This is a genomic window from Pseudomonas sp. P1_A1, assembly GCF_056406935.1.
On record NZ_JBFTZE010000004.1, the window covers coordinates 280,123 to 301,720 of the forward strand.

Genomic DNA, 21,598 nt, shown 5'->3' on the forward strand with positions numbered 1-21,598 from the left:
GACCTTCATGGCAACGGGGGCTTTTTCATGGGGCTTACATCTCGACCTGGGTACCCAGTTCAATCACCCGGTTCAGCGGCAGATTGAAGAAGCGCAGGTTGCCGTTAGCGTTCTTCAGCATGAAGGCGAACAACGCCTCGCGCCAGCGGGCCATGCCTTCGAGCTTGGAGGCGATGACCGTCTCGCGGCTGAGGAAGTAAGTGGTGCGCATCGGGCTGAAGTCCAGGTTATCGAGATGACACAGCTTCAGCGCTTGCGGCACGTCCGGCTCGTCGGTGAAACCGAAGTGCAGGATTACCCGGAAGAAGCCTTCGCCGTAGGAATCGACCTCGAAACGTCGTTGCGGCGGGACGCGCGGGATGTCTTCGTACACCACTGTCAGCAACACCACTTGCTCGTGCAGCACCTGGTTATGCAGCAGGTTGTGCAACAGCGCGTGGGGCACGGCATCCGGGCGAGCGGTAAGGAACACAGCGGTGCCCTGGACCCGATGTGGCGGTTGCACGCGGATACTGCTGATGAAGATCGGCAGCGGCAGCCCGCCTTCGTCCAGGCGATCCACCAGCAGTTGCTTGCCGCGCTTCCAGGTGGTCATCAGCACGAACAGTGCGATACCGGCGATCACCGGGAACGCACCGCCCTGGACGATTTTCGGCACGTTGGCGGCGAAGTACAAACCGTCTACCAACAGGAAGCCGAGCAACACCGGAACCGCGAGAACCGGAGGCCATTTCCATAGCAGCAGCATCACCGCCGACACCAGAATCGTGGTCATCAGCATGGTCCCGGTCACCGCCACGCCGTAGGCCGAGGCCAGGGCGCCGGAGGACTCGAAGCCCAGGACCAGCAGGATTACGCCGACCATCAGCGCCCAGTTCACCGCGCCGATATAAATCTGCCCTTGCTCGGCACTGGAAGTGTGCCGAATACGCATGCGCGGAATGTAGCCGAGCTGGATCGCTTGACGGGTCAGGGAGAAGGCACCGGAGATGACCGCTTGCGAGGCAATCACCGTGGCCATGGTCGACAACGCCACCAACGGGATCAGTGCCCAGCTTGGCGCCAACAAATAGAACGGGTTGCGGGCGGCTTCCGGATCACCGAGCAGCAAGGCGCCCTGACCGAAGTAGTTCAGTACCAGTGCGGGCAGCACCAGAATGAACCAGGCCCGAGCAATGGGCTTGCGACCGAAGTGGCCCATGTCCGCGTACAGAGCCTCGGCGCCGGTCAATGCCAGCACCACGGCGCCAAGAATCGTAACGCCCATGCCTGGGTGGTCCATGAAGAAGCGTACGCCCCACGCCGGGTTTATCGCTTGCAACACTTCCGGGTGCTGGCTGATGCCATACACGCCCAGCGCGCCGAGCACCAGAAACCAGGTGACCATGATCGGCCCGAACAGAATGCCGATCCGCGCCGTGCCGTGACTCTGAATCAGAAACAGTGCCACCAGCACCACCAGCGACAGTGGCACCACCCAATGGTCGATGCCTTCGAAAGCCAACCCCAGCCCTTCAATCGCCGACAGCACGGAAATCGCCGGGGTGATCATGCTGTCGCCGTAGAACAGCGCCGCGCCGATCAGCCCGCAGACCACCAGCAGCGTGCGTAATTTTGCGTGCCCTCCCGCCGCTCGTCGCGCCAGCGCGGTCAAGGCCATGATCCCGCCCTCGCCCTGGTTGTCGGCGCGCAGCACGAACAGCATGTATTTGATTGACACGACCCAGACCAACGACCAGAAGATCAGCGCCAGAATACCCAGCACGCCATCATGGTTGACGGGCACGCCATAGCCACCGGAAAACACTTCTTTGAGGGTGTACAACGGGCTCGTGCCGATGTCGCCGTACACCACTCCGACCGCCGCAACCAGCATGCCGATCGGCTTGGCCGCCGAATGTCCGCCGGCTATCGCCTGACTACTTGCCTGCCCCATCCATCACTCCTACTACTCAGATCCGGGCTTCTTCGAAGAAGCACTATGATTTGTGGTGCAGCATGCACTGTTTTACTTGTTGTTACAGACGATTTATTGACTGTAAAAAATCGGTAAAGCGTAACGGCGCGAAGCATAGCGCAGCACTCGTCGTATTTCCCTGCATAAAGCTGGTCAAGTGCGCCGCCCATCGTTAGAATTGCGCACTTTTTGACCAGAGGGTGCAACATAGCGCCCGTCTGTCGCCTTGCCGTCATCGGCTGGAGGCGTCACAAATACCGAGGTTAGACATGTCCACCACTCCTGCGCCGGCCAATCCAAAGGTTGGCTTCGTATCCCTGGGTTGCCCGAAAGCACTGGTCGACTCCGAGCGCATCCTTACCCAGCTGCGCATGGAAGGCTATGACGTTGTGTCCACTTATCAGGACGCCGACGTCGTGGTGGTCAACACCTGCGGCTTCATCGACTCGGCCAAGGCTGAGTCCCTGGAAGTGATCGGCGAAGCCATCAAGGAAAACGGCAAGGTCATCGTGACCGGCTGCATGGGCATCGAAGAAGGCAATATCCGTAACGTGCACCCGAGTGTGCTGGCCGTGACCGGTCCGCAGCAGTACGAGCAAGTGGTCAACGCCGTGCACGACGTCGTGCCGCCGCGTCAGGATCACAACCCGCTGATCGACCTGGTGCCGCCGCAAGGGATCAAACTGACCCCGCGCCACTACGCCTACCTGAAGATTTCCGAAGGCTGCAACCACAGCTGCAGCTTCTGCATCATCCCGTCGATGCGCGGCAAACTGGTCAGCCGCCCGGTCGGTGACGTGCTCGACGAGGCCCAGCGCCTGGTCAAGTCCGGCGTCAAAGAGCTGCTGGTGATTTCCCAGGACACCAGCGCCTACGGCGTCGACGTGAAATACCGCACCGGTTTCTGGAACGGCGCGCCGGTGAAAACCCGCATGACCGAACTCTGCGAAGCCCTGAGCACCCTCGGTGTCTGGGTGCGCCTGCACTACGTTTACCCATACCCGCACGTCGACGAGCTGATCCCGCTGATGGCCGCCGGGAAAATCCTGCCGTATCTGGACATCCCGTTCCAGCACGCCAGCCCGAAAGTCCTCAAAGCGATGAAACGCCCGGCCTTCGAAGACAAGACCCTGGCGCGGATCAAGAACTGGCGCGAAATCTGCCCGGACCTGATCATCCGCTCGACCTTCATCGTCGGCTTCCCCGGCGAAACCGAAGAAGACTTCCAATACCTGCTGAACTGGCTGACCGAAGCCCAACTGGACCGCGTCGGCTGCTTCCAGTACTCGCCGGTCGAAGGCGCACCGGCCAACGATCTGGACCTTGAGATCGTTCCGGACGACGTCAAGCAAGACCGCTGGGAGCGTTTCATGGCGCACCAGCAGGCCATCAGCTCGGCACGCCTGCAAATGCGCATCGGCCGTGAGATCGAAGTGCTGGTCGATGAAGTCGACGAGCAAGGCGCGGTCGGCCGCTGCTTCTTCGATGCCCCGGAAATCGACGGCAACGTGTTCATCGACAACGGCAGCAACCTGAAGCCGGGCGACAAGGTCTGGTGCAAAGTGACCGACGCCGACGAATACGACCTGTGGGCTGAACAGATCTAAACGCAAAAAATAAAAAAAGCCCCGCTCTCTCGACGAGATGCGGGGCTTTTTTACGTCTATCGTTTTGTGGGAGAAAAAACTCGCAGCCTTACGGGAACGGCTCTTAACAGAAGGAGCAAGCGGCCATGCGCCAACACTCGGTCATTCACACACCGAAACAGAGCGACTACGAAGAACTCACCCAAGTGTGGGAAGCCTCGGTGCGCGCCACCCATGACTTTCTGCCCGACAGTTACATTGAACTGCTGAAGAACCTGGTCCTGACCCGCTACCTCGACGCCGTCATGCTGATCTGCACCAAAGACTCGCGCCAGCGCATCACCGGGTTCGCCGGCGTGGCTGCGGGCAAGATCGAAATGCTGTTCATCGACCCCGATCACCGTGGCCAAGGCCTGGGCAAGCAATTGCTGCGCTACGCCCTGGAGCACTTGAACGCCGATGAGCTGGACGTCAACGAGCAGAACCCACAGGCCCTGGGGTTTTACTTCAAGCAGGGCTTCGAGGTGATTGGTCGTTCGGAGCATGACGGCATGGGGCAGCCTTATCCGTTGCTGCATATGCGTTTGCGCCAGGGCCAGCAACTGGCGCGCAATGGCTGACACACCATGGAGCCATGTGGGAACGGGCTTGCTCGCTCCCACATTAAAAACACATGAGGCAAATGGACTCGCGATTAACCGGCGCCCAGCAGGTACAATGCCCACCCCTTTTTTGTTACGGCCCTGTCATGACTGACCCGATTCGTCTCTCCAAACGCCTCATCGAACTCGTCGGCTGCTCCCGTCGGGAGGCTGAGCTGTTCATCGAGGGCGGCTGGGTCACCGTCGATGGTGAAGTCATCGACGAGCCGCAGTTCAAGGTCGACACCCAGAAAGTCGAGCTCGACCCAGAGGCCAAGGCCACTGCGCCGGAGCCGGTGACCATCCTGATGAACGTCCCGGCGGGCATGGACGCGGACAGCGCCATGGCGACCCTCAGCGCCGCGACCCTGAGCGAAGAACACCGCTACGGCAAACGTCCGCTCAAGGGCCACTTCCTGCGCCTGACCGCCAGTGCCGACCTGCAGGCCAACGCCAGCGGTCTGCTGGTGTTCACCCAGGACTGGAAGATTTTGCGCAAACTCACCGCCGATGCCAGCAAGATCGAGCAGGAATATGTGGTCGAGGTCGAAGGCGACATGGTGGCTCACGGCCTCAACCGCCTGAACCACGGCCTGACGTACAAGGGCAAGGAACTGCCGCCGGTCAAGGCCAGCTGGCAGAACGAAAACCGCCTGCGCTTTGCCATGAAAAACCCACAACCGGGCGTGATCGCCCTGTTCTGCCAGGCCGTCGGCCTGAAGGTCGTCGCCATCCGTCGCATCCGCATCGGCGGCGTGTCCATCGGCAAAGTGCCCTTGGGGCAATGGCGCTACCTGTCCGGCAAAGAGAAGTTCTAAGGCTTTTCCCGCCGCCATACATTTCGGCGCCGCAGCTTCATGCGGCGCCCACAGCGAAATATCAGGACTGCACACATGATTCATAACGACGTACTGCGCAGCGTGCGCTACATGCTCGACATCAGCGACAAGAAAGTCATCGAGATCATCAAGCTCGGCGGCATGGACGACACTCTGGAAGACCTGGTGACGTACCTCGACAAGAAAGAAGAAGACGAGGAAGGTTTCGTACGCTGCCCGGACGAAGTCATGGCGCATTTCCTCGATGGCCTGGTGATCTTCAAGCGTGGCAAGGACGAAAGCCGTCCGCCGCAGCCGATCGAAGTGCCGGTGACCAACAACATCATCCTGAAGAAACTGCGCGTCGCCTTCGAACTGAAGGAAGACGACATGCACGCCATCCTCAAGGCCGCCGAGTTCCCGGTGTCCAAGCCTGAGCTGAGTGCGCTGTTCCGCAAATTCGGCCACACCAACTACCGCCCGTGCGGCGATCAATTGCTGCGCAACTTCCTCAAGGGCCTGACCCTGCGCGTGCGCCCGCAGTAAATCGCGCCGCGCGCCCTGTAGGAGCCGGCTTGCTGGCGATGGCGATCTTGAGAACGCCATCGCCAGCAAGCCGGTTCCTACAAGAGCGGTCGCAGCCCAATCTGTATAGATGTTCATTCCGCGCAAAAATAGTGGCTCCGCATCCGGCGGCTGACGACTAGGGTGTATTGACCCTCAGCTCTCAGGACTCGCCATGCATCCCTACTTCTCTCTGCAAGGCCGCACCGCTCTGGTGACCGGCGGCACCCGCGGTATCGGCAAAATGATCGCCAAGGCTTATGTCGAGGCCGGCGCCATCGTGTACGTGTGCGCCCGGGATGCCGAGGCCTGTCAGCAAACTGCCGATGAGCTGAGTGCCTTCGGGGTTTGCCACGCCGTGGCCGCCAACCTGGCTCATGAAGAAGGCGTTCAGCAACTGGCCGCGCAATTGAGCGAACAGATCGGTCAGCTGGATATTCTGGTGAACAATGCCGGTACCACCTGGGGTGCGCCGCTGGAGAGTTACCCGGTCAAGGGCTGGGAAAAAGTCATGCAGCTCAACGTGACCTCGGTGTTCAACTGCATCCAGCAATGTCTGCCGCTGCTGCGCAAGGCCGGTTCGGCGGTGAATCCGGCACGGATCATCAACATTGGCTCGGTGGCCGGAATTTCTTCCTTCGGCGAACAGGCGTATGCCTACGGCCCAAGCAAAGCCGCCCTGCATCAACTGTCGCGGATTCTGGCGCGAGAGCTGGTGAGCCAGCACATCAACGTCAACGTAATCGCACCGGGACGTTTCCCGAGCAAGATGACTCAGCACATCGGCAACGATGAGCAGGCGCTGGCCGAGGACACGGCGTTGATTCCGATGAAACGCTGGGGCCGGGAGGAAGAGATGGCGGCGCTGGCGATCAGCCTGGCGAGTACGGCCGGGGCGTATATGACCGGGAATGTCATTCCTTTGGATGGTGGTTTCAGCCTTTAAAAGATCGCAGCCTTCGGCAGCTCCTACACCGGCTGCATTCCCCTGCAGGCGCTGCCGCAGGCTGCGATCTTTTGATCTTCACATCGATTATCATGCCCAGCTCCTGTCCCGCCTCGACCCCAGACCATGACCTACAGCGTTTCCCCCATCGGCTTCGTGCGCTCCTGCTTCAAGGAGAAGTTCGCCATTCCGCGTCAACCGCAACTGGCCCCAGCCGCTCGGGGCGTGCTGGAACTGGTGGCGCCGTTCGATCAGGGTGATGCGGTGCAGGGGCTGGAGCAGGTCAGCCATGTGTGGCTGTTGTTCCTGTTCCATCAAGCGCTGGAAGAAAAGCCACGCCTCAAAGTCCGCCCGCCGCGCCTGGGCGGTAACAAATCCATGGGCGTGTTCGCCACCCGCGCGACGCATCGTCCTAACGGCATCGGCCAGTCGGTGGTCAAACTGGACAAGGTCGAAGCCAATCGACTGTGGATCTCCGGCATCGACTTGCTGGACGGCACGCCGGTTCTCGACATCAAACCCTACGTGCCCTACGCCGACATTATCGACACGGCGTCCAACGACATCGCCAGCGCCCCGCCGCTGTTGATTCCCGTGCAGTGGACGGACTCAGCCCTGCAACAGGCCCACGGCCACGCTCAGCGGCTTGGCGAGCCCCTGGTCGAGTTGATCGAGCAATGCCTGGCACAAGACCCACGCCCGGCGTACCAGATTCCTACGCCTGAGCGCGAATACGGCGCGCAGTTCTGGGATCTGGATGTGCGCTGGCATTACCCGGAAGCCGGGCTTATCCGCGTTCTCGAAGTCATCCCCGTATCCAATGCGTAGGCGATTGCGTCCGGCATAAAAAAGCCCCCATTGCCTGCACAGGCAATGGGGGCTTTTCAGTGATGCGGTGTGCTTACTTCTCGACGAACGCACGCTCGATCAGGTAATCACCCGGCTCGCGCATCCGCGGCGAAACGGTCAGGCCGAAGCTGTTCAACACTTCGCTGGTCTCGTCGAGCATGCTCGGGCTGCCGCACAGCATGGCGCGGTCATCCTGCGGGTTGATCGGTGGCAGACCGATGTCGCTGAACAGCTTGCCGCTGCGCATCAGGTCGGTCAGCCGGCCTTCGTTTTCGAACGGCTCGCGGGTCACGGTCGGGTAGTAGATCAACTTGTCACGCAGGGCCTCGCCGAAGAACTCGTTCTGCGGCAGGTGCTCGGTGATGAATTCGCGGTAAGCGACTTCGTTGACGTAACGCACGCCGTGGCACAGGATCACCTTTTCGAAACGCTCGTAGGTTTCCGGGTCCTGGATGACGCTCATGAACGGCGCCAGACCGGTACCGGTGCTGAGCAGGTACAAATGCTTGCCAGGTTTCAAGTCATCCAGCACCAGGGTGCCGGTAGGCTTCTTGCTGATGATGATCTCGTCGCCTTCCTTCAGATGCTGCAACTGGGAAGTCAGCGGGCCATCAGGCACTTTGATGCTGAAGAACTCGAGATGCTCTTCCCAGTTCGGGCTGGCAATCGAGTAAGCGCGCATGAGCGGCCGGCCGTTGGGCTGTTGCAGGCCGATCATCACGAACTGACCGTTCTCGAAGCGCAGGCCCGGATCGCGGGTGCACTTGAAGCTGAACAGAGTGTCGTTCCAGTGATGAACACTGAGGACACGCTCGTGGTTCATGTTGCTCATGTACGTGGGACTCCTGGAGATTTTGCCTGCGCCAATGATGTGCACAATTGCATCGCATTCTAATGGCAGCGACAATATCTGTTAAATGGATTATTAAGATAAGGGTTATCGGTTATATCGATATGCGATTTACTCTCCGTCAACTTCAAGTATTCGTCGCCGTCGCCCAGCAGGAAAGCGTATCCCGTGCCGCGGGCCTGCTCAACCTCTCGCAATCGGCGGCGAGCACCTCGATCACCGAGCTGGAGCGCCAGTGCAGCTGTCAGCTGTTCGATCGCGCCGGCAAACGGCTGAGCCTCAACGCCCTCGGCAAACAGCTGTTGCCGCAAGCGGTGGCCCTGCTCGATCAGGCCAAGGAAATCGAAGACTTGCTCAACGGCAAGTCCGGTTTCGGCTCCCTGGCGGTCGGCGCGACCCTGACCATCGGCAATTACCTGGCCACCCTGCTGATCGGCAGCTTCATGCAGCGCCATCCGGAAAGCCAGGTGAAGCTGCATGTGCAGAACACCGCCAACATCGTGCAACAGGTGGCTCACTATGAAATTGATCTGGGTCTAATCGAAGGCGACTGCAGCCATCCGGACATCGAAGTGCAGAGCTGGGTCGAAGATGAACTGGTGGTGTTCTGTGCACCCCAGCATCCGCTGGCTCAACGCGGTATGGCCACCATGGAGGAGCTGAGTCATGAGGCGTGGATCTTGCGTGAACAAGGCTCCGGCACGCGGTTGACCTTTGACCAGGCCATGCGTCACCACCGCAGCGCGCTGAACATTCGCCTGGAACTGGAACACACCGAAGCGATCAAGCGCGCGGTGGAATCGGGTTTGGGGATTGGCTGCATTTCGCGCCTGGCGCTGCGCGATGCGTTCCGTCGTGGCAGCCTGGTGCCGGTGGAAACACCGGATCTGGACCTGGCGCGGCAGTTCTATTTCATCTGGCATAAACAGAAATACCAAACCTCGGCGATGCGCGAATTCCTAGAGCTGTGCCGCGCCTTCACCGCCGGGGTTCAGCGCAGCGACGAGATCGTTCTGCCTGCCATCGCTTAAAGCAGGATCACCGCCCATACCAGCGCGATCATGCTCAATGCCACGAGTTGAGCAGCACTGCCCATGTCCTTGGCGTTCTTGGACAGTGGGTGCCGCTCCAGGGAAATACGGTCGATGGCCGCTTCCACCGCCGAGTTGAGCAATTCGACGATCAACGCCAACAGGCAGACTGCAATCAGCAGCGCCTGCTCGACACGGCTGACATTCAGGAAGAACGACAGCGGAATCAGGACGGCATTGAGCAACACCAGTTGCCGGAAGGCCGCCTCGCCAGTGAAGGCCGCGCGCAGGCCGTCCAGGGAATAGCCGGAGGCGTTGAGGATGCGTTTTAGGCCGGTCTGGCCTTTGAAAGGTGACATAGAGTAAGCAACTGACCAAAAAGGAGTGGGAAAGCTAGAGTAAGCAAAGTCAAAAAAGCGTGAATACATAACACCTTAGTGGCTCGAAATTGACTCAAGTTGTTGCAACAGCAGCGCCGCCTGAGTGCGGGTGCGTACATTCAGCTTACGGAAAATCGCCGTGACGTGGGCCTTGATCGTCGCTTCGGACACGCTCAATTCGTAAGCAATCTGCTTGTTCAGCAAACCCTCACAGACCATGGTCAACACCCGGAACTGCTGGGGCGTCAGGCTGGCAAGGCCTTCGCTGGCCGCCTTGGCTTCGTCGGAAACGCTGACGGCTTCGAAGGCCTGGGGCGGCCAGAAAACGTCACCATCGAGCACCGCGCGCACGGCTTTCTGAATAACGCTCAAGTCACTGGACTTGGGAATGAAACCGCTGGCACCGAACTCACGGGACTTCACCATGATCGACGCTTCTTCCTGAGCCGACACCATCACCACCGGAATCTGCGGGTACTGACCGCGCAACAGCACCAGCCCGGAAAAACCGTAGGCCCCTGGCATGTTCAGGTCCAGCAACACCAGGTCCCAATCGGCCTTTTCGGTCAGACGGTTTTCCAGCTCGGCAATGCTCGCCACTTCCACCAGCCGGACATCCGGGCCCAGGCCCAGGGTCAATGCTTGATGCAAGGCACTACGAAAAAGAGGGTGGTCATCGGCAATCAGGATTTCGTATGTGGCCATTTTTCAAATGATCCTGTTTTTCAAACAACTCCAGGTGCAGCCACGCAGATGCACCAACAGGGCACGTTCAACGCCAATCACATGGCTATTCACGTAAAAATACGGCGTATCAAACGATGGCCGCGCCCCAGTCGGCGCCAAGCATGCCCAGCGAAACCGGGGTGGTCAAGATACATAACCGGTACAGTTCTTTGCAGTATGGGCGACAATCAGAACATGGCGGGGACGTCGTTATGAACAAACGGCATCAGCTCGGCGTGGGCCGGTGTGGCGAGGTTCATGTCCAGTTGGTTTTTCGCGTCCAGATAATGCTGACTGAACACGTCAAAATAAGCGTCCAGCGCTGACGCGGCCTCGGTATCACCGGCCAGATCGAGACACAGTGCAGCCACTTCAGCGGTGCATAAATGTTCGCTACGGGTGGAACGGCGCAGTCGATAACGTGACAGTTTTTCGGGCAGCAGGCTCAAGATCGGCAAGCGATCAAAATACGGGCTCTTGCGAAAGATCTTCCGGGCTTCGGTCCAGGTGGCGTCCAGCAGAATGAACAGCGGACGCTTGGTGCTATCGGTCTCGACGCTGTTGGTGACGCGTTCGGGCTCAACGTATTCGCCCGGAAAGACCAGATACGGCTGCCATTGCGGATCGGACAACAGCGCCAACAGTTGCTGATCGACTTCAGTACGCGACCAGATAAACGCATGGTTATCGCGCACCACATCGGCAATCAGCCAACCGGTGTTGCTTGGCTTGAACACTTCTTTGTTGGTCATGATCAGGCACACGCCCGAGCGGGCCTCGACCAACGGGCGCCAGGCACACAGACAATGACTTTCAATCACGCGGCAATCACGGCATCGCGGCGCCCTCCAGCCACGGGCCTGAATCGGCTTGATGCCCTCCTCCTCTCGCTGATCACGCAAGCGGGCGACGGCGTTTGCGGCAAAGCGCGGGGTGACAGGGTTCATCGCAGGCAGCACCGCAGGGGATGGAAAATCGACACGAAAAACACTCGCAAGGACAAAAAGTCGCGGCAGTTTATCAGAGCAGCCGGCGCAAGCCTGTACCGTCCGGGCCTCCTCCCCTATAATTCGCCGCCACTGAACGCACAGTCATGTGACGGGTCGAACCACCAGTCACTGAACCAGGAGAGTTTCATGCTGCGCCTTATCGTTCCCACCGCTGCCGTTTTGCTGGCGTCGTCCTTCAGTGCTCAGGCTGCTTCCTTGAGTGAGCAGAATCTGAACAGAGAGCTGCGAAACGTCGCCGTACAAAGCAGCGTTGGCACTCCACGGGCGATCAACGAAGACATTCTTGATCAGGGCTACACTGCCGAAGGAAAAGTGCTGATCAACCATTTGAGCGTGCAAAGCAGCCACGCCGAAAAAATGCGCGCCGATCCCAAAGCGGTGTACTTCCAGCTTGGCGCCTCCGTATGCAGAAACCCTGGGTTCCGCAAACTGATGGCCAAGGGCGCGATCATGCGTTACGACTTCACCGAGGTGAAGACCAACCGTCCGGTCGGCTCCGCCAGCTTCCAGGACTCGGACTGCCCGAAAGAGACACCCGCGAAGAAGAAATAATTATCTGGCATTGGCGCGCCGCTGTTCATCCTCGGCGCGCAGCTCTGCCAACAACGCCTGCAAGTAGCGCGAACGTCGCTCCCCGCCCTCCAGACGTCGGCAGCACTCCTCTTCGAGACTCAAATGATTGGTCTCGGCTGATAATTTCAGCAATCGATACAGTTGCGCATCGATCTCCAGAGTCACTCTGGGCATGGTTTCCCGCCTCCCTGCATGCATTGATCGCCGTTGATCACGCGATAAATCCCTGAATTGCTTGAACGTCGCGCCCTGCCGCTGACGCAAAGTTGTCGTGTCACGCCTGTAACTAAGTAAATCAGAGCGCAGGACAGGCGGCTTGCGTTCAGACGAGCGGTGAAAGCACCTTGCAAATCGTCAATAAGCGATTGCCAGGAAAGACTTTGCAGCGCAATGATCAAGCCAGCGAAAATCGTCGCGAGGGTCTAAATTCAATGTGTTCACGTTGATTTTTTGAGGGCAGAAAAGGGGCTGCCCATTACGATGTCTTATTGTGCGAACGTTTCTTTCATTCAAGGGATAAGCAGAGCCCGTATGGATGGCTCGATTGCAACCGAGTCAGGTAGAGCGCCCAGGCATGGGCTTGGGCAGACAGCGACACAAGGGGTGTCGCGGCGCCGACGATTGTTTTGTCGGGCCGAGGGTTCTGTGCAGAAGGAGAAGTTGAATGCCTTACCAACCGAATGACCTCCTGAGCCGTCATTTTCAAGAAAGCGGCCACGACCTCACCAGCAAGGTCGAAGAACAACTCAACCTGGTTTCACCCAACAGCCCCAACATCCCGATATACCGCGACATGATCCTGACCGTGCTGCGCATGGCTCAGGAAGATCACAACCGCTGGAATGCCAAGATCACCCTGCAAACCCTGCGTGAACTCGAGCACGCTTTCCGTGTGCTGGAGCAGTTCAAGGGACGGCGTAAAGTTACCGTTTTCGGCTCGGCCCGCACGCCGATAGAACACCCGCTGTATGCTCAGGCCCGAGAACTGGGCGCCGCCCTGGCGCGCTCGGACATGATGGTCATCACCGGCGCCGGTGGCGGCATCATGGCGGCAGCCCATGAAGGTGCCGGCCTGGAACACAGCCTGGGATTCAATATCACCCTGCCCTTCGAGCAACATGCCAATCCCACGGTCAATGGCAGCGCCAACCTGCTGCCCTTCCACTTTTTCTTTACCCGCAAGCTGTTCTTCGTCAAGGAAGCCGATGCGCTGGTCCTGTGCCCAGGCGGTTTCGGTACTCTGGATGAAGCACTGGAGGTGCTGACCCTGATCCAGACCGGCAAAAGCCCGCTGGTGCCGGTGGTGCTACTGGATGCACCAGGCGGCACGTTCTGGCAAGGCGCGCTGGACTTCATTCACCATCAACTGGAGGAAAATCGCTACATCCTGCCGACCGACATGAAGCTGTTGAGCCTGGTCTACAGCGTCGAAGAGGCCGTGGAGCAGATCAATCAGTTCTACAGCAACTTCCACTCCAGCCGCTGGCTCAAGCATCAGTTCGTGATTCGCATGAACCATAAGCTCAGCGACCGGGCGCTTGAACACATGCAGGAGGCATTCGCCGACCTGTGCCTGAGCGATCATTTCCATCAGCATGCCTACAGCGGCGAGGAGCACGACGAAGCGCAGTTCAGCCATCTGGTGCGCTTGTCCTTTACCTTCAACGCTCGTGATCATGGCCGTCTGCGGGAATTGGTGGATTACATCAACCTGCCGGAAAACTGGGCCCAGTCCAGACCCCAGGCGCAACAACGCACACGGGAACCGTCCAAGGTAACGTGATGCAAAAAAAACGGCCCGCTATCGAAATAGCGAGCCGTTTCAGTCAATCGTCCATCCCTCGGCCGCTGAACAAGCGGCTGATCATTTCCATGGAATATCCCCGATAACTCAGGAACCTGCCCTGTTTGGCACGTTCTCGGGCGTCTATCGGTAAATGCCCGGAAAATTTGCGCCGCCAGGTGTCTTCCAGTTGTTCCTGCCAATCGATACCACTCTCGCGCAAGGCGAGCTCAATGTCGGTACGTTGCAGGCCACGCTGGCTCAGCTCTTCGCGAATGCGCAAAGGGCCATAACCGGAACGGGCACGGTAGGAAACGAAGCTTTCGAGGTAGCGGGATTCGGACAACAGCCCCTCTTCCGTCAAGCGGTCGAGTGCTGTGTCGATCATTTCAGGGAGGGCGCCGCGCTGACGCAGTTTACGCGTCAGCTCGACTCGACCGTGCTCGCGTCGCGCGAGCAGGTCCATTGCGGTTCGCCGCACCGCGACGAGTGTATCGAGTACGGCGGTCATCGGATCGATCAGATATCAGCGTCAGCCAGGTCGTCTTCGGTCTCTCTGACGGCCGAAGCCTTGACGTCCGGTGCCGGGGTCAGCAGCTTGTCGCGCAGCTGCTTCTCGAGGGCCGCGGCGACTTCCGGATTGTCTGCCAGGAACTTGGCCGAGTTAGCCTTGCCCTGACCAATCTTGGTGCCGTTGTAGGCATACCAGGCACCAGACTTCTCGACGAAACCGTGCAGCACACCCAGGTCGATCATCTCACCGTTGAGGTAGATGCCCTTGCCGTAAAGAATCTGGAACTCGGCCTGACGGAACGGCGAAGCCACCTTGTTCTTCACGACTTTGACGCGGGTTTCACTACCGACGACTTCATCACCTTCTTTCACCGCGCCAGTACGACGGATGTCCAGACGAACCGATGCATAGAACTTCAGCGCGTTACCACCGGTGGTGGTTTCCGGGCTGCCGAACATCACGCCGATTTTCATGCGGATCTGGTTGATGAAGATCACCAGGCAGTTGGCGTTCTTGATGTTACCGGTGATTTTACGCAGCGCCTGGGACATCAGACGGGCTTGCAGGCCCACGTGCATGTCGCCCATTTCGCCTTCGATTTCAGCCTTTGGTACCAGAGCGGCCACGGAGTCGACGATGATCACGTCAACGGCGTTGGAACGCACCAGCATGTCGGTGATTTCCAGGGCCTGCTCGCCGGTGTCCGGCTGGGAAACCAGCAGGTCGTCGACGTTGACGCCCAGTTTGCCGGCGTACTCAGGGTCGAGAGCGTGTTCGGCGTCGACGAATGCGCAGGTCGCACCGGCTTTTTGAGCCTGGGCGATCACCGACAATGTCAGGGTGGTTTTACCGGAGGATTCAGGACCGTAGATTTCAACGATACGGCCTTTTGGCAGGCCGCCAATGCCGAGCGCGATGTCCAGACCCAGAGAGCCAGTGGAAATGGCCGGGATCGCCTGACGGTCCTGATCGCCCATACGCATTACGGCACCCTTGCCGAATTGACGTTCGATCTGACCCAGGGCCGCAGCCAAGGCTTTCTTCTTGTTGTCGTCCATTAAAGTCCTCACGTAATCAATAAGGCCTGACGGCCAACACCTGTATAAGTAGCCAGTATTATTCCACAGCGTTTCAGGATCGCCTACCCCTGATTTGAGATTTCTCCAGCGGTATGCCGCAGCAGCCCCTCTAGCGCGGCCTTCACCGTTTGTCGGCGGACCTCGTCACGGTTACCGGCAAAGTGCTGGACCTCGCTGAACACCTGCTCACCGATGCCCCAGGCCAGCCACACCGTCCCCACGGGCTTGTTCGGCGAGCCGCCATCCGGCCCCGCCACACCGCTGACCGCCACGCCAAAACGCGCCCGGCTTTTTTCCTGTGCGCCTCGGACCATGGCCTCGACCACCTCGCGACTGACCGCCCCCACCGTCTCGAACAACTCGACCGGGACATTCAATTGCTGGGTTTTCTGACGATTGGAGTACGTGACATAACCGGCCTCGAACCACGCCGAACTCCCCGGAATGCGGGTGATCGCCTCGCTGATCCCGCCGCCGGTGCAGGACTCGGCGGCAGTGACGTGGGCATTGAGAAGCTGCAAGCGTCTGCCGAGTAGATCGGCCAGATGAGTGATCTCTTTCACGGCTCTCTCCTGATCGAGCGGAATGAGGCCTACCGTACACGAGCGAATCGCACTTGCAAGGTTCAGGATCGATCAAAATGTTAGCGAGCGAGAGCCCTGACATAGGCCTGACAGGCCTGCAAGGCAATCAATCCGCTGTCACCGGCGTCGGTGATGGCGATAATTCGTTGAGCATGCGCCGGGTCAAGTCGGGCTCGCGCGGCGCCATGATCCACGCCGCCGGCGCCGGAGGCGGCTGGCACTGCACAGGTTGAGGCAGCGTCATGGGCATCGAGGAGGACTGACAGGCGCACATCAGCAGAGGCAAGACGATCGCGCAGGCGACCTTGATCACGTTCGGCATCGCTAAGCGCTCGATAATGGGTTTGTTCACTGGCCGACAGTCGCTGTTCCAGGGCCAGACGCCTGTTTTGTTCGGCCTGTTGCTCGGTGGCGGTCGCCAAAGTCAGTTGATTAAGGGTCTCGGCGTGCAGCCTGGCCTGTTCCGCCAGTTGCCGGCCGTAGCGCCAATCCTGAAACTGCCAGGCCAGCGCCGCCGAACAACCGGCCAGCACCAGCAGACCGATCAATCGCCAGCCGTTCAGACCGAGGACTGGCATAGCACCGCCCTCGCCCGCGCCCACAACAACAGACGATCTTGCAGGCCGTTAAGCCCACTGTTGATGCGACGAGTGATGCTGTTGAACTGGTCGCGGTCCGCCAGTTCATTCAAACCGTTCAGTTCCCAGAACCAGGCCGCAGACAGCGCGGCGTACTGCGGTTGTATCAGGAGATCTGGATTGCCGATAAGGTCGATACCGAGGTCATCACCGCACTCCTGATAGTTTGCTCGGCCGGTGATCTGGATCAGGCCGCGACCGCGATATGTCCACCCATCACTGCTCGCGGCATTGCCATTACCCATGCGCGAGGCATAGGCAATGTTCGCGATCTTCTCCGGCTGACGCGCGCGCGCAGCTGCCAAATCAGCCGGGAACCGGCTTGGCCACGTCGCCATCAGACCCGGCGCATCGTAGTTCAAGTTCTCAACGACGCGGGTGAGTTGTCCGGACTCATGTCCTATCTGCGCGATGAAGGCCGCAATACGCCTAGCCGTGATGATCTGAAACCGCACCATGGCTGTATTCAGGACAGGAACAAAAACGCCGGCAACTGGGCCGGCGTTCGGGAGGATCTGCAGCAACTGCTGCTGGGTGATGGGCATACTTTTCTCCGGGAAAAAATAATCCGGCACTTGGCGGGCATCGGAATTGCGCTCTCGGCTATGGAGAGGTCGGCCACGCAATAGTGGTTGGGTAACCTGGTTGCTGCTCAATCTTTTTCAGCGCTAACTGGTAGGCCGCGTAGGCCTCGAAGGTCGCCGTATCCGCAGCATCGAGCAACCCGGCAATGTAGGCGTTAACCATGCCGGCAGTGACTTGATTGGCCGCCGACATTAGCGCATTGCACTGAGCCTGAGCGACTGCAGCGGCATCAAGCAGCCACTCAGTACCGCTCCAGACGTAGTAAGCACCGGGACAAGGGAGCAACGTATATTCGCTGGGGAGCTCGCCAAGCTCGGACCACTCCTGCGCTGCGCCGGTGGTCACGCTGTACACCGTCCCGCGATGATCGGCGAGTTGAACCGGCGCAGCGTTGACGAGCACCCAAACATTGCCCGGATCAGGCGTCGGCAACAAGTCGGCCAGCTCGACGGCATTGCTCGGCAACTGACAGCCCAAGCCAGGAACTTCGGGAAGAGAAACCGGGCCAACCAAGACACCCAGTGCATCAAACACGTAAATGGACATAAAACACCTCAGATCAATTTAATTCGGCCCGGGTAGGCAATGTTTATCGGGCGAGTCTCAGAACCTCCGGCGTACCCCGAGGCCCCGGCAACCCACTGCGCGTAGTTGTTAGTACCACCCCCCATCATTGTCGTGCCAAATGTACCTGCACCAGGCAGGGAGTGGTTGTGAGATCCGAATTGGCTGGCCTGCGAGCTACCCGCCGCACGATTCAGGTCAATTCCGAGAGACTCATCAGCGGGGCGCTGGAATCGACCCCGGGCATCTGGACAACGGAACGTGGTGGCACCGTCGCCAGAAGTCCATCCACCCTCCATGCCGGCGCGAGCGGCTTCCGTGGTCAGCATTCCTGACTGTTGCGCGTGGTCCCACAACCAGGGGAAGGAGGCCCGCGTCAACAGCGCGCCGTTCATGGCGCCGTAACCACCGGGATTAAACGAGGACGTGGTTTCAAGTACCGACCGACCCAGCGGAGTACCGTCGTAACGACTTATCGGCCACCAGTTGCCCGCGCCATCACTGCGCAAATGCCAGTAATCGCACGCCCCCATCAGGACCAAGAATGAATATCCAGCCGCATTCAGGTGGGTGTGAAATTTGATTTTGTCGGTCCCTGACGCAGTGACAACAAGGGTATTGGTGGTGTTATCCAAGCGACGAACAATGAAGTCAGTCACGCCAAGTGCCGTGTTAGAGGTAGGCAGCGTGATCGTCCGGTTAGACGCCGTCGCGTCAATAATGACCAACCCCCTCTGCGCGGCGGTCAGCGTGGTATCCGCACTGATACTGGTGACATTGCCGGTTATCTGGCCCAGTTGGGCCGCGTGCTGGCTTTGCGTTGCTGGAGCGATTTGCTCAGCCGCGCCAGTGCAGAACAGCAGGATGTATGAGCCTCCGCCGATAGAGGTGTTCCACTGCACCCATGCGTCACCGTTGGCGACCAGCTCGCCACCTCGAAGGGCTGAATGGGCACCCCCAACCATAGCGACGGCCCCCAGGCCGTCGTTGATCGTGCAGGCACCAGTGTTCGCCGTCTTGACCTTGAAGCGCAGGGGCTGGCCTTCGACGCGGGCGGTGATCGCCGGCGTGAAGTTGCAGACGTAGTTATTGGCCGTGCCGGTGTCGATGGCAAAGCTGCTTGCAGCAGATTGGCCAAGGGTACCGATGGCTTTCAGTAACTGCGTCAGGTCAACTTCACTGGGTGCCATTCCCGCCGCTGCAATCACATTCAACACCTCGCTCGTGATTGCGTTGCCCCATGTCGACGGAATCAAAGATCCCGGCGTCCCGGTGACCGGGCTCTCATCCACAAACTGTCCATTCACTAGCCCAACGCCGGGCACACTCTTTGGATAATCCACTTTTCTATCCTCTAGTCATAATTGATGTAAACCAGCGTATGCGCTGGTGCGCTGCGGTGTATCAAGCATTCCAAGGCATTGCCCGGGTTCATGCCAAAACGCTCGCCCCAGTAGCTGGCGCCGAAACGCCGCCCAAGCAGCAGGCGGCCGCCGGTGTTGAGGGTCCACATGAACTGCGCCTGCAAGGTACCGAAGTGCGCCGCACCGAAACGCGAGCGCCCCATACGCGGCGCCCTGAGTTCGGTGATGGTGGCGTTCGGGTAGCCTTGGGTGCGGGCAATCTCGACGAAATAGCCGATGGTCTGGCTGCCGACCGCGAGCAGTCGCCGGCGTACGGCGAGACGGCGATCGTCGAACAGAGGGGTTGCGCCCAGGCACGGGTCCGGCAGGTTCATTACCCGTTCCCAATCAGGCACCAGCTCGCTGACACCGGCCGGGTCCATTTCATTGAGCAGGTCGGCGGCGCGGGCGTCGAGGCGGGCCAGTTCCTGGGCGACGCCTGCAAGGACATCTTCGAGTTCCGGCACCCGCTCGGGGTCCCAGGCTGGGCCGCTGGGCAGCAGGCTGCGCAGTTGGGTGTGGTATTGCGCGGCGGTTCTTATGCCTGCCATACGCAACCTCCAAAGGTCAGCAACTGGTTGTTGGCTGCTGCTACATCGGCGATCGGCGACAAGAGTTTGTGGTCGTTTTCGCCGGTGGCGCTGCTGATGGCTTCGGCGATGTGGGTCAGCAGCAACGTGTCGCCGAGGCCCGCCTCGCGGTTATGCAGATCGCGTAGTTGCGCCTCGACAGTGGTGCGCACAGCGGTGGTGTCCGGGGTCAGGCTCAATCGGTAAGTGACAGGCACTTGCACTGGTGCCAGCACGTGCAACTCGGCAGTAACCGGGCGCAGCGGTTCGATGTAAGCCTGAACTTCGGCCAGTTGCGCGGCGGTCGGGACGGGTTCCGGGTCGTTATCGCGCATGATGAACAGCCCGACGGTGCCAGGACCAAGGTAGCTGCCGAGACACCACGCGCGAGTCACGCCGGGGCATTCCAGCGCCCAGGTTTCGTAGTCTTGCGCCGAGCCGCCATGGGGAATGATGCGATAGGAACTAATAACCCGGGAGCGCAGCGACTCCAGGCTTTCTCGCGCCACACCACCGTTGAGCCCCGGCGCCAGTACGGTAAAGCTATTGCCGACGATCCCCGCAATCGGCTGTACCGGAATCAGCGTCATGCCGGCCTCGGCATTGCCCAGGCTGCCGGCCTCGAGCGCGGCGATGGTGGTGCTGTTGAGGCCGTTGCTGGTGGCGCCAGCGGCGGTCACTTTATAGGTGCGACCGTCGCTCGATTGCAGCAGGGTGTCGACGTCCAGCACGGCACCGGCGCTGGCGGTAAAGCTGACGCTGCCGCTGGCCGCTTGTGCGGATTTGCGCGGCTGGTTCAAACGCAGTGCGGCGATCCGTTCCAGGGTCGACTCATCCGCCTTGTCCGGAAGGATCTGCTCGGCGATCCAGTCCAGGTAGCCATACAGGCCGTAGGCGGCGCCACCGAGGGTGCGGGCCAGCACTTGCGCATCGGACTGGCGCAGCGAATCGCTGGCCAGGTCGCTTTGGGTGCGCTTGATCAGCACCGGCAGCGAAGGGGTTTCAAACGGCATAGATCACCTGCCAACTGTTATCAGGGTTGATGTCCAGGCGTTCGCCATCGGCCAGGGTCAGGACCGTGCGCAGGTTCAGGCGCTGGGCGTCGAGGCGTTCGCTGATGATGTCGATGGCGCTGCAGTGGCCGTCGTCGATCAGCCATTGCAGGGCTTCGCGGGCGTAGAACTCGGCGTCCATCTGGGTCTGGCGGGTCAGCTTGACCCGGCGCAACAGCCACAGCCGCGAACCGATGCGGTCGTCGGCCACCGTAGGAAAGCTGTCGCCCCACCAGCCGAAACGCTCTTCGTCGTCGAGGGCATCGTCATCGGCGGCACGGCGCCAGGTGAACAGGCTGATCAGCACTGAACGGGTCAGTGCGGCGTGGAGGTATTGGCTGATCAACATCACTGCCCTCCCGCCGGTACACCGGTCTGGCCGTTGCCCGCTTGCACGCCGCCATGCACGTGTTTGATCTGGCTGATGCCACCGGCAATCTGATCGCCGGTGGAGACGATTTTTCCGGTCTGGTTGATCACCGGGCTGTCGATGTTCACCGCACTGCTGGCGCGGATATTCAGGGTGGCGGTTTCGATGTCGATGATCCGCCCGCGCTTGAAGTGGATCTTGTCGCCTTCGTCGGTGTAGATCGCCACTTCGCCAGGGGCCAGAGACTGGAGGCGATAACGACGGTCGGCGACCACTAGCACGATGGCGTGGGAGCGATCACCGCCCAGAAACGTGGCGACACCTTCGGCGCCGGCCAGCGGATTGCTGGTGAAACCGTAGGGTTCGAAGTGCTCCATGTTGTCGTTCACTTCGCCGGCGGTGAGGCGCATTTGCAGCGATTGAAGCTTGGTGGCCGAGTTGGCGAGCACGACAGTGCCGCGCGCCAGGAGGCGTGTCAGTAGGCTCATGTTGAATTCCTTGGAGGAGCGAGGCCGAAGGCTGCGAC

At 59.9% G+C, this 21,598-nt stretch carries 26 protein-coding genes; 9 read left to right on the top strand and 17 right to left on the bottom strand.

What is annotated here, in order from left to right; all coding sequences use genetic code 11:
• Window positions 1-34 precede the first annotated feature (34 nt).
• The gene (locus AC1D2Q_RS08230) at window positions 35-1,936 is read right to left on the bottom strand and encodes a potassium transporter Kup (RefSeq protein ID WP_477812881.1); all 1,902 of its coding nucleotides are present in this window, start codon (window positions 1,934-1,936) and stop codon (window positions 35-37) included.
• A gap of 290 nt (window positions 1,937-2,226) precedes the next feature.
• On the opposite strand from AC1D2Q_RS08230, the gene rimO reads away from it, so the two are divergent.
• The 6 genes from rimO to tsaA all read left to right on the top strand — a co-directional run bounded on the left by rimO (window position 2,227) and on the right by tsaA (window position 7,340).
• Window positions 2,227-3,564, top strand: a complete 1,338-nt coding sequence (gene rimO, locus AC1D2Q_RS08235; protein ID WP_477812882.1) for a 30S ribosomal protein S12 methylthiotransferase RimO — start codon at window positions 2,227-2,229, stop codon at window positions 3,562-3,564.
• Between the two features lie 125 nt (window positions 3,565-3,689).
• Window positions 3,690-4,163 (top strand): acetyltransferase, encoded by a 474-nt coding sequence (locus AC1D2Q_RS08240; RefSeq protein ID WP_477812883.1) that lies wholly within the window; start codon window positions 3,690-3,692, stop codon window positions 4,161-4,163.
• Between the two features lie 128 nt (window positions 4,164-4,291).
• Window positions 4,292-5,002 (top strand): rRNA pseudouridine synthase, encoded by a 711-nt coding sequence (locus tag AC1D2Q_RS08245; RefSeq protein WP_019580978.1) that lies wholly within the window; start codon window positions 4,292-4,294, stop codon window positions 5,000-5,002.
• Window positions 5,003-5,077: 75 nt separating this feature from the next.
• Entirely contained in the window at window positions 5,078-5,548 is a 471-nt protein-coding gene (locus AC1D2Q_RS08250; RefSeq protein WP_477812884.1) for a YehS family protein, read from the top strand.
• Between the two features lie 193 nt (window positions 5,549-5,741).
• Entirely contained in the window at window positions 5,742-6,512 is a 771-nt protein-coding gene (locus AC1D2Q_RS08255; protein WP_477812885.1) for an SDR family oxidoreductase, read from the top strand.
• A 126-nt stretch (window positions 6,513-6,638) separates the two neighbouring features.
• On the top strand, window positions 6,639-7,340 hold the full coding sequence (gene tsaA, locus AC1D2Q_RS08260; RefSeq protein WP_477812886.1) for a tRNA (N6-threonylcarbamoyladenosine(37)-N6)-methyltransferase TrmO: 702 nt from the start codon (window positions 6,639-6,641) through the stop codon (window positions 7,338-7,340).
• A 73-nt stretch (window positions 7,341-7,413) separates the two neighbouring features.
• Here tsaA and fpr read toward each other — a convergent pair whose 3' ends face one another.
• Window positions 7,414-8,193, bottom strand: a complete 780-nt coding sequence (gene fpr / locus AC1D2Q_RS08265) for a ferredoxin-NADP reductase (RefSeq protein WP_002554680.1) — start codon at window positions 8,191-8,193, stop codon at window positions 7,414-7,416.
• 122 nt (window positions 8,194-8,315) lie between these two features.
• Here fpr and AC1D2Q_RS08270 point away from each other — a divergent pair, with 122 nt between their 5' ends.
• Window positions 8,316-9,242, top strand: coding sequence for a LysR family transcriptional regulator (locus AC1D2Q_RS08270; protein WP_477812887.1), 927 nt, complete (start codon window positions 8,316-8,318; stop codon window positions 9,240-9,242).
• On the opposite strand, the gene AC1D2Q_RS08275 is transcribed toward AC1D2Q_RS08270, so the two are convergent.
• The 3 genes from AC1D2Q_RS08275 to AC1D2Q_RS08285 form a co-directional block, all read right to left on the bottom strand.
• On the bottom strand, window positions 9,239-9,601 hold the full coding sequence (locus AC1D2Q_RS08275; protein WP_477812888.1) for a diacylglycerol kinase: 363 nt from the start codon (window positions 9,599-9,601) through the stop codon (window positions 9,239-9,241). The genes AC1D2Q_RS08270 and AC1D2Q_RS08275 overlap by 4 nt on opposite strands.
• 75 nt (window positions 9,602-9,676) lie before the next feature.
• Window positions 9,677-10,327, bottom strand: coding sequence for a response regulator transcription factor ErdR (gene erdR / locus AC1D2Q_RS08280; RefSeq protein ID WP_019647846.1), 651 nt, complete (start codon window positions 10,325-10,327; stop codon window positions 9,677-9,679).
• 209 nt (window positions 10,328-10,536) lie between these two features.
• Window positions 10,537-11,295: a tRNA-uridine aminocarboxypropyltransferase gene (locus AC1D2Q_RS08285; RefSeq protein WP_477812889.1), complete on the bottom strand. Its 759-nt coding sequence runs from the start codon at window positions 11,293-11,295 to the stop codon at window positions 10,537-10,539.
• A gap of 189 nt (window positions 11,296-11,484) precedes the next feature.
• Here AC1D2Q_RS08285 and AC1D2Q_RS08290 point away from each other — a divergent pair, with 189 nt between their 5' ends.
• Window positions 11,485-11,910 (top strand): PA3611 family quorum-sensing-regulated virulence factor, encoded by a 426-nt coding sequence (locus AC1D2Q_RS08290; protein WP_019580983.1) that lies wholly within the window; start codon window positions 11,485-11,487, stop codon window positions 11,908-11,910.
• Here the strand turns inward: AC1D2Q_RS08290 and AC1D2Q_RS08295 are convergent, their stop codons facing one another.
• Complete coding sequence (locus tag AC1D2Q_RS08295) at window positions 11,911-12,105, bottom strand: hypothetical protein (RefSeq protein WP_349745679.1); 195 nt, start codon at window positions 12,103-12,105, stop codon at window positions 11,911-11,913.
• Window positions 12,106-12,595: 490 nt separating this feature from the next.
• Here AC1D2Q_RS08295 and AC1D2Q_RS08300 point away from each other — a divergent pair, with 490 nt between their 5' ends.
• A complete protein-coding gene (locus AC1D2Q_RS08300) occupies window positions 12,596-13,714 on the top strand; it encodes an LOG family protein (protein WP_477812890.1) in 1,119 nt (372 codons plus the stop codon).
• A gap of 43 nt (window positions 13,715-13,757) precedes the next feature.
• Here AC1D2Q_RS08300 and recX read toward each other — a convergent pair whose 3' ends face one another.
• From recX to AC1D2Q_RS08355, 11 genes are all read right to left on the bottom strand, one after another.
• A complete protein-coding gene (recX, locus tag AC1D2Q_RS08305; protein WP_007940560.1) occupies window positions 13,758-14,225 on the bottom strand; it encodes a recombination regulator RecX in 468 nt (155 codons plus the stop codon).
• An 8-nt stretch (window positions 14,226-14,233) separates the two neighbouring features.
• Window positions 14,234-15,286, bottom strand: coding sequence for a recombinase RecA (gene recA, locus AC1D2Q_RS08310; RefSeq protein WP_258671023.1), 1,053 nt, complete (start codon window positions 15,284-15,286; stop codon window positions 14,234-14,236).
• An 83-nt stretch (window positions 15,287-15,369) separates the two neighbouring features.
• Window positions 15,370-15,870, bottom strand: coding sequence for a CinA family protein (locus tag AC1D2Q_RS08315; RefSeq protein ID WP_477812891.1), 501 nt, complete (start codon window positions 15,868-15,870; stop codon window positions 15,370-15,372).
• An 80-nt stretch (window positions 15,871-15,950) separates the two neighbouring features.
• Window positions 15,951-16,469 carry a lysis system i-spanin subunit Rz gene (locus AC1D2Q_RS08320; RefSeq protein ID WP_477812892.1) on the bottom strand — a complete coding sequence of 173 codons (519 nt, stop codon included), beginning with the start codon at window positions 16,467-16,469 and terminating at the stop codon, window positions 15,951-15,953.
• Window positions 16,451-17,074, bottom strand: a complete 624-nt coding sequence (locus tag AC1D2Q_RS08325) for a glycoside hydrolase family 19 protein (RefSeq protein ID WP_018926962.1) — start codon at window positions 17,072-17,074, stop codon at window positions 16,451-16,453. Before AC1D2Q_RS08325 ends, AC1D2Q_RS08320 begins: the two co-directional genes overlap by 19 nt.
• A 58-nt stretch (window positions 17,075-17,132) precedes the next feature.
• On the bottom strand, window positions 17,133-17,660 hold the full coding sequence (locus AC1D2Q_RS08330) for a tail fiber assembly protein (RefSeq protein WP_018926963.1): 528 nt from the start codon (window positions 17,658-17,660) through the stop codon (window positions 17,133-17,135).
• A gap of 8 nt (window positions 17,661-17,668) precedes the next feature.
• Window positions 17,669-19,021 carry a phage tail protein gene (locus AC1D2Q_RS08335; RefSeq protein ID WP_018926964.1) on the bottom strand — a complete coding sequence of 451 codons (1,353 nt, stop codon included), beginning with the start codon at window positions 19,019-19,021 and terminating at the stop codon, window positions 17,669-17,671.
• Window positions 19,022-19,032: 11 nt separating this feature from the next.
• Window positions 19,033-19,632 carry a YmfQ family protein gene (locus AC1D2Q_RS08340; protein WP_018926965.1) on the bottom strand — a complete coding sequence of 200 codons (600 nt, stop codon included), beginning with the start codon at window positions 19,630-19,632 and terminating at the stop codon, window positions 19,033-19,035.
• Window positions 19,620-20,663, bottom strand: a complete 1,044-nt coding sequence (locus AC1D2Q_RS08345; protein WP_477812893.1) for a baseplate J/gp47 family protein — start codon at window positions 20,661-20,663, stop codon at window positions 19,620-19,622. Before AC1D2Q_RS08345 ends, AC1D2Q_RS08340 begins: the two co-directional genes overlap by 13 nt.
• The gene (locus tag AC1D2Q_RS08350) at window positions 20,653-21,051 is read right to left on the bottom strand and encodes a phage GP46 family protein (RefSeq protein WP_477812894.1); all 399 of its coding nucleotides are present in this window, start codon (window positions 21,049-21,051) and stop codon (window positions 20,653-20,655) included. The genes AC1D2Q_RS08345 and AC1D2Q_RS08350 overlap by 11 nt, the downstream gene beginning before the upstream one ends.
• Window positions 21,051-21,560: a phage baseplate assembly protein V gene (locus tag AC1D2Q_RS08355; RefSeq protein WP_477812895.1), complete on the bottom strand. Its 510-nt coding sequence runs from the start codon at window positions 21,558-21,560 to the stop codon at window positions 21,051-21,053. The genes AC1D2Q_RS08350 and AC1D2Q_RS08355 overlap by 1 nt, the downstream gene beginning before the upstream one ends.
• Between the last annotated feature and the right edge of the window lie 38 nt (window positions 21,561-21,598).

Excerpts from the sequence above, each read along its gene's own strand:
- AC1D2Q_RS08240 (WP_477812883.1), top strand. The coding sequence starts at position 3,690 with ATGCGCCAACACTCGGTCATTCACACACCGAAACAGAGCGACTACGAA.
- rimO (WP_477812882.1), top strand. The coding sequence starts at position 2,227 with ATGTCCACCACTCCTGCGCCGGCCAATCCAAAGGTTGGCTTCGTATCC.
- recX (WP_007940560.1), bottom strand. The coding sequence starts at position 14,225 with ATGACCGCCGTACTCGATACACTCGTCGCGGTGCGGCGAACCGCAATG.
- AC1D2Q_RS08290 (WP_019580983.1), top strand. The coding sequence starts at position 11,485 with ATGCTGCGCCTTATCGTTCCCACCGCTGCCGTTTTGCTGGCGTCGTCC.
- recA (WP_258671023.1), bottom strand. The coding sequence starts at position 15,286 with ATGGACGACAACAAGAAGAAAGCCTTGGCTGCGGCCCTGGGTCAGATC.
- AC1D2Q_RS08250 (WP_477812884.1), top strand. The coding sequence starts at position 5,078 with ATGATTCATAACGACGTACTGCGCAGCGTGCGCTACATGCTCGACATC.
- AC1D2Q_RS08270 (WP_477812887.1), top strand. The coding sequence starts at position 8,316 with ATGCGATTTACTCTCCGTCAACTTCAAGTATTCGTCGCCGTCGCCCAG.
- AC1D2Q_RS08350 (WP_477812894.1), bottom strand. The coding sequence starts at position 21,051 with ATGTTGATCAGCCAATACCTCCACGCCGCACTGACCCGTTCAGTGCTG.
- AC1D2Q_RS08355 (WP_477812895.1), bottom strand. The coding sequence starts at position 21,560 with ATGAGCCTACTGACACGCCTCCTGGCGCGCGGCACTGTCGTGCTCGCC.
- AC1D2Q_RS08320 (WP_477812892.1), bottom strand. The coding sequence starts at position 16,469 with ATGCCAGTCCTCGGTCTGAACGGCTGGCGATTGATCGGTCTGCTGGTG.
- AC1D2Q_RS08330 (WP_018926963.1), bottom strand. The coding sequence starts at position 17,660 with ATGTCCATTTACGTGTTTGATGCACTGGGTGTCTTGGTTGGCCCGGTT.
- AC1D2Q_RS08295 (WP_349745679.1), bottom strand. The coding sequence starts at position 12,105 with ATGCCCAGAGTGACTCTGGAGATCGATGCGCAACTGTATCGATTGCTG.
- AC1D2Q_RS08345 (WP_477812893.1), bottom strand. The coding sequence starts at position 20,663 with ATGCCGTTTGAAACCCCTTCGCTGCCGGTGCTGATCAAGCGCACCCAA.
- fpr (WP_002554680.1), bottom strand. The coding sequence starts at position 8,193 with ATGAGCAACATGAACCACGAGCGTGTCCTCAGTGTTCATCACTGGAAC.
- AC1D2Q_RS08255 (WP_477812885.1), top strand. The coding sequence starts at position 5,742 with ATGCATCCCTACTTCTCTCTGCAAGGCCGCACCGCTCTGGTGACCGGC.
- tsaA (WP_477812886.1), top strand. The coding sequence starts at position 6,639 with ATGACCTACAGCGTTTCCCCCATCGGCTTCGTGCGCTCCTGCTTCAAG.
- AC1D2Q_RS08245 (WP_019580978.1), top strand. The coding sequence starts at position 4,292 with ATGACTGACCCGATTCGTCTCTCCAAACGCCTCATCGAACTCGTCGGC.
- AC1D2Q_RS08275 (WP_477812888.1), bottom strand. The coding sequence starts at position 9,601 with ATGTCACCTTTCAAAGGCCAGACCGGCCTAAAACGCATCCTCAACGCC.
- AC1D2Q_RS08300 (WP_477812890.1), top strand. The coding sequence starts at position 12,596 with ATGCCTTACCAACCGAATGACCTCCTGAGCCGTCATTTTCAAGAAAGC.
- erdR (WP_019647846.1), bottom strand. The coding sequence starts at position 10,327 with ATGGCCACATACGAAATCCTGATTGCCGATGACCACCCTCTTTTTCGT.
- AC1D2Q_RS08325 (WP_018926962.1), bottom strand. The coding sequence starts at position 17,074 with ATGCCCATCACCCAGCAGCAGTTGCTGCAGATCCTCCCGAACGCCGGC.
- AC1D2Q_RS08285 (WP_477812889.1), bottom strand. The coding sequence starts at position 11,295 with ATGAACCCTGTCACCCCGCGCTTTGCCGCAAACGCCGTCGCCCGCTTG.
- AC1D2Q_RS08230 (WP_477812881.1), bottom strand. The coding sequence starts at position 1,936 with ATGGGGCAGGCAAGTAGTCAGGCGATAGCCGGCGGACATTCGGCGGCC.
- AC1D2Q_RS08340 (WP_018926965.1), bottom strand. The coding sequence starts at position 19,632 with ATGGCAGGCATAAGAACCGCCGCGCAATACCACACCCAACTGCGCAGC.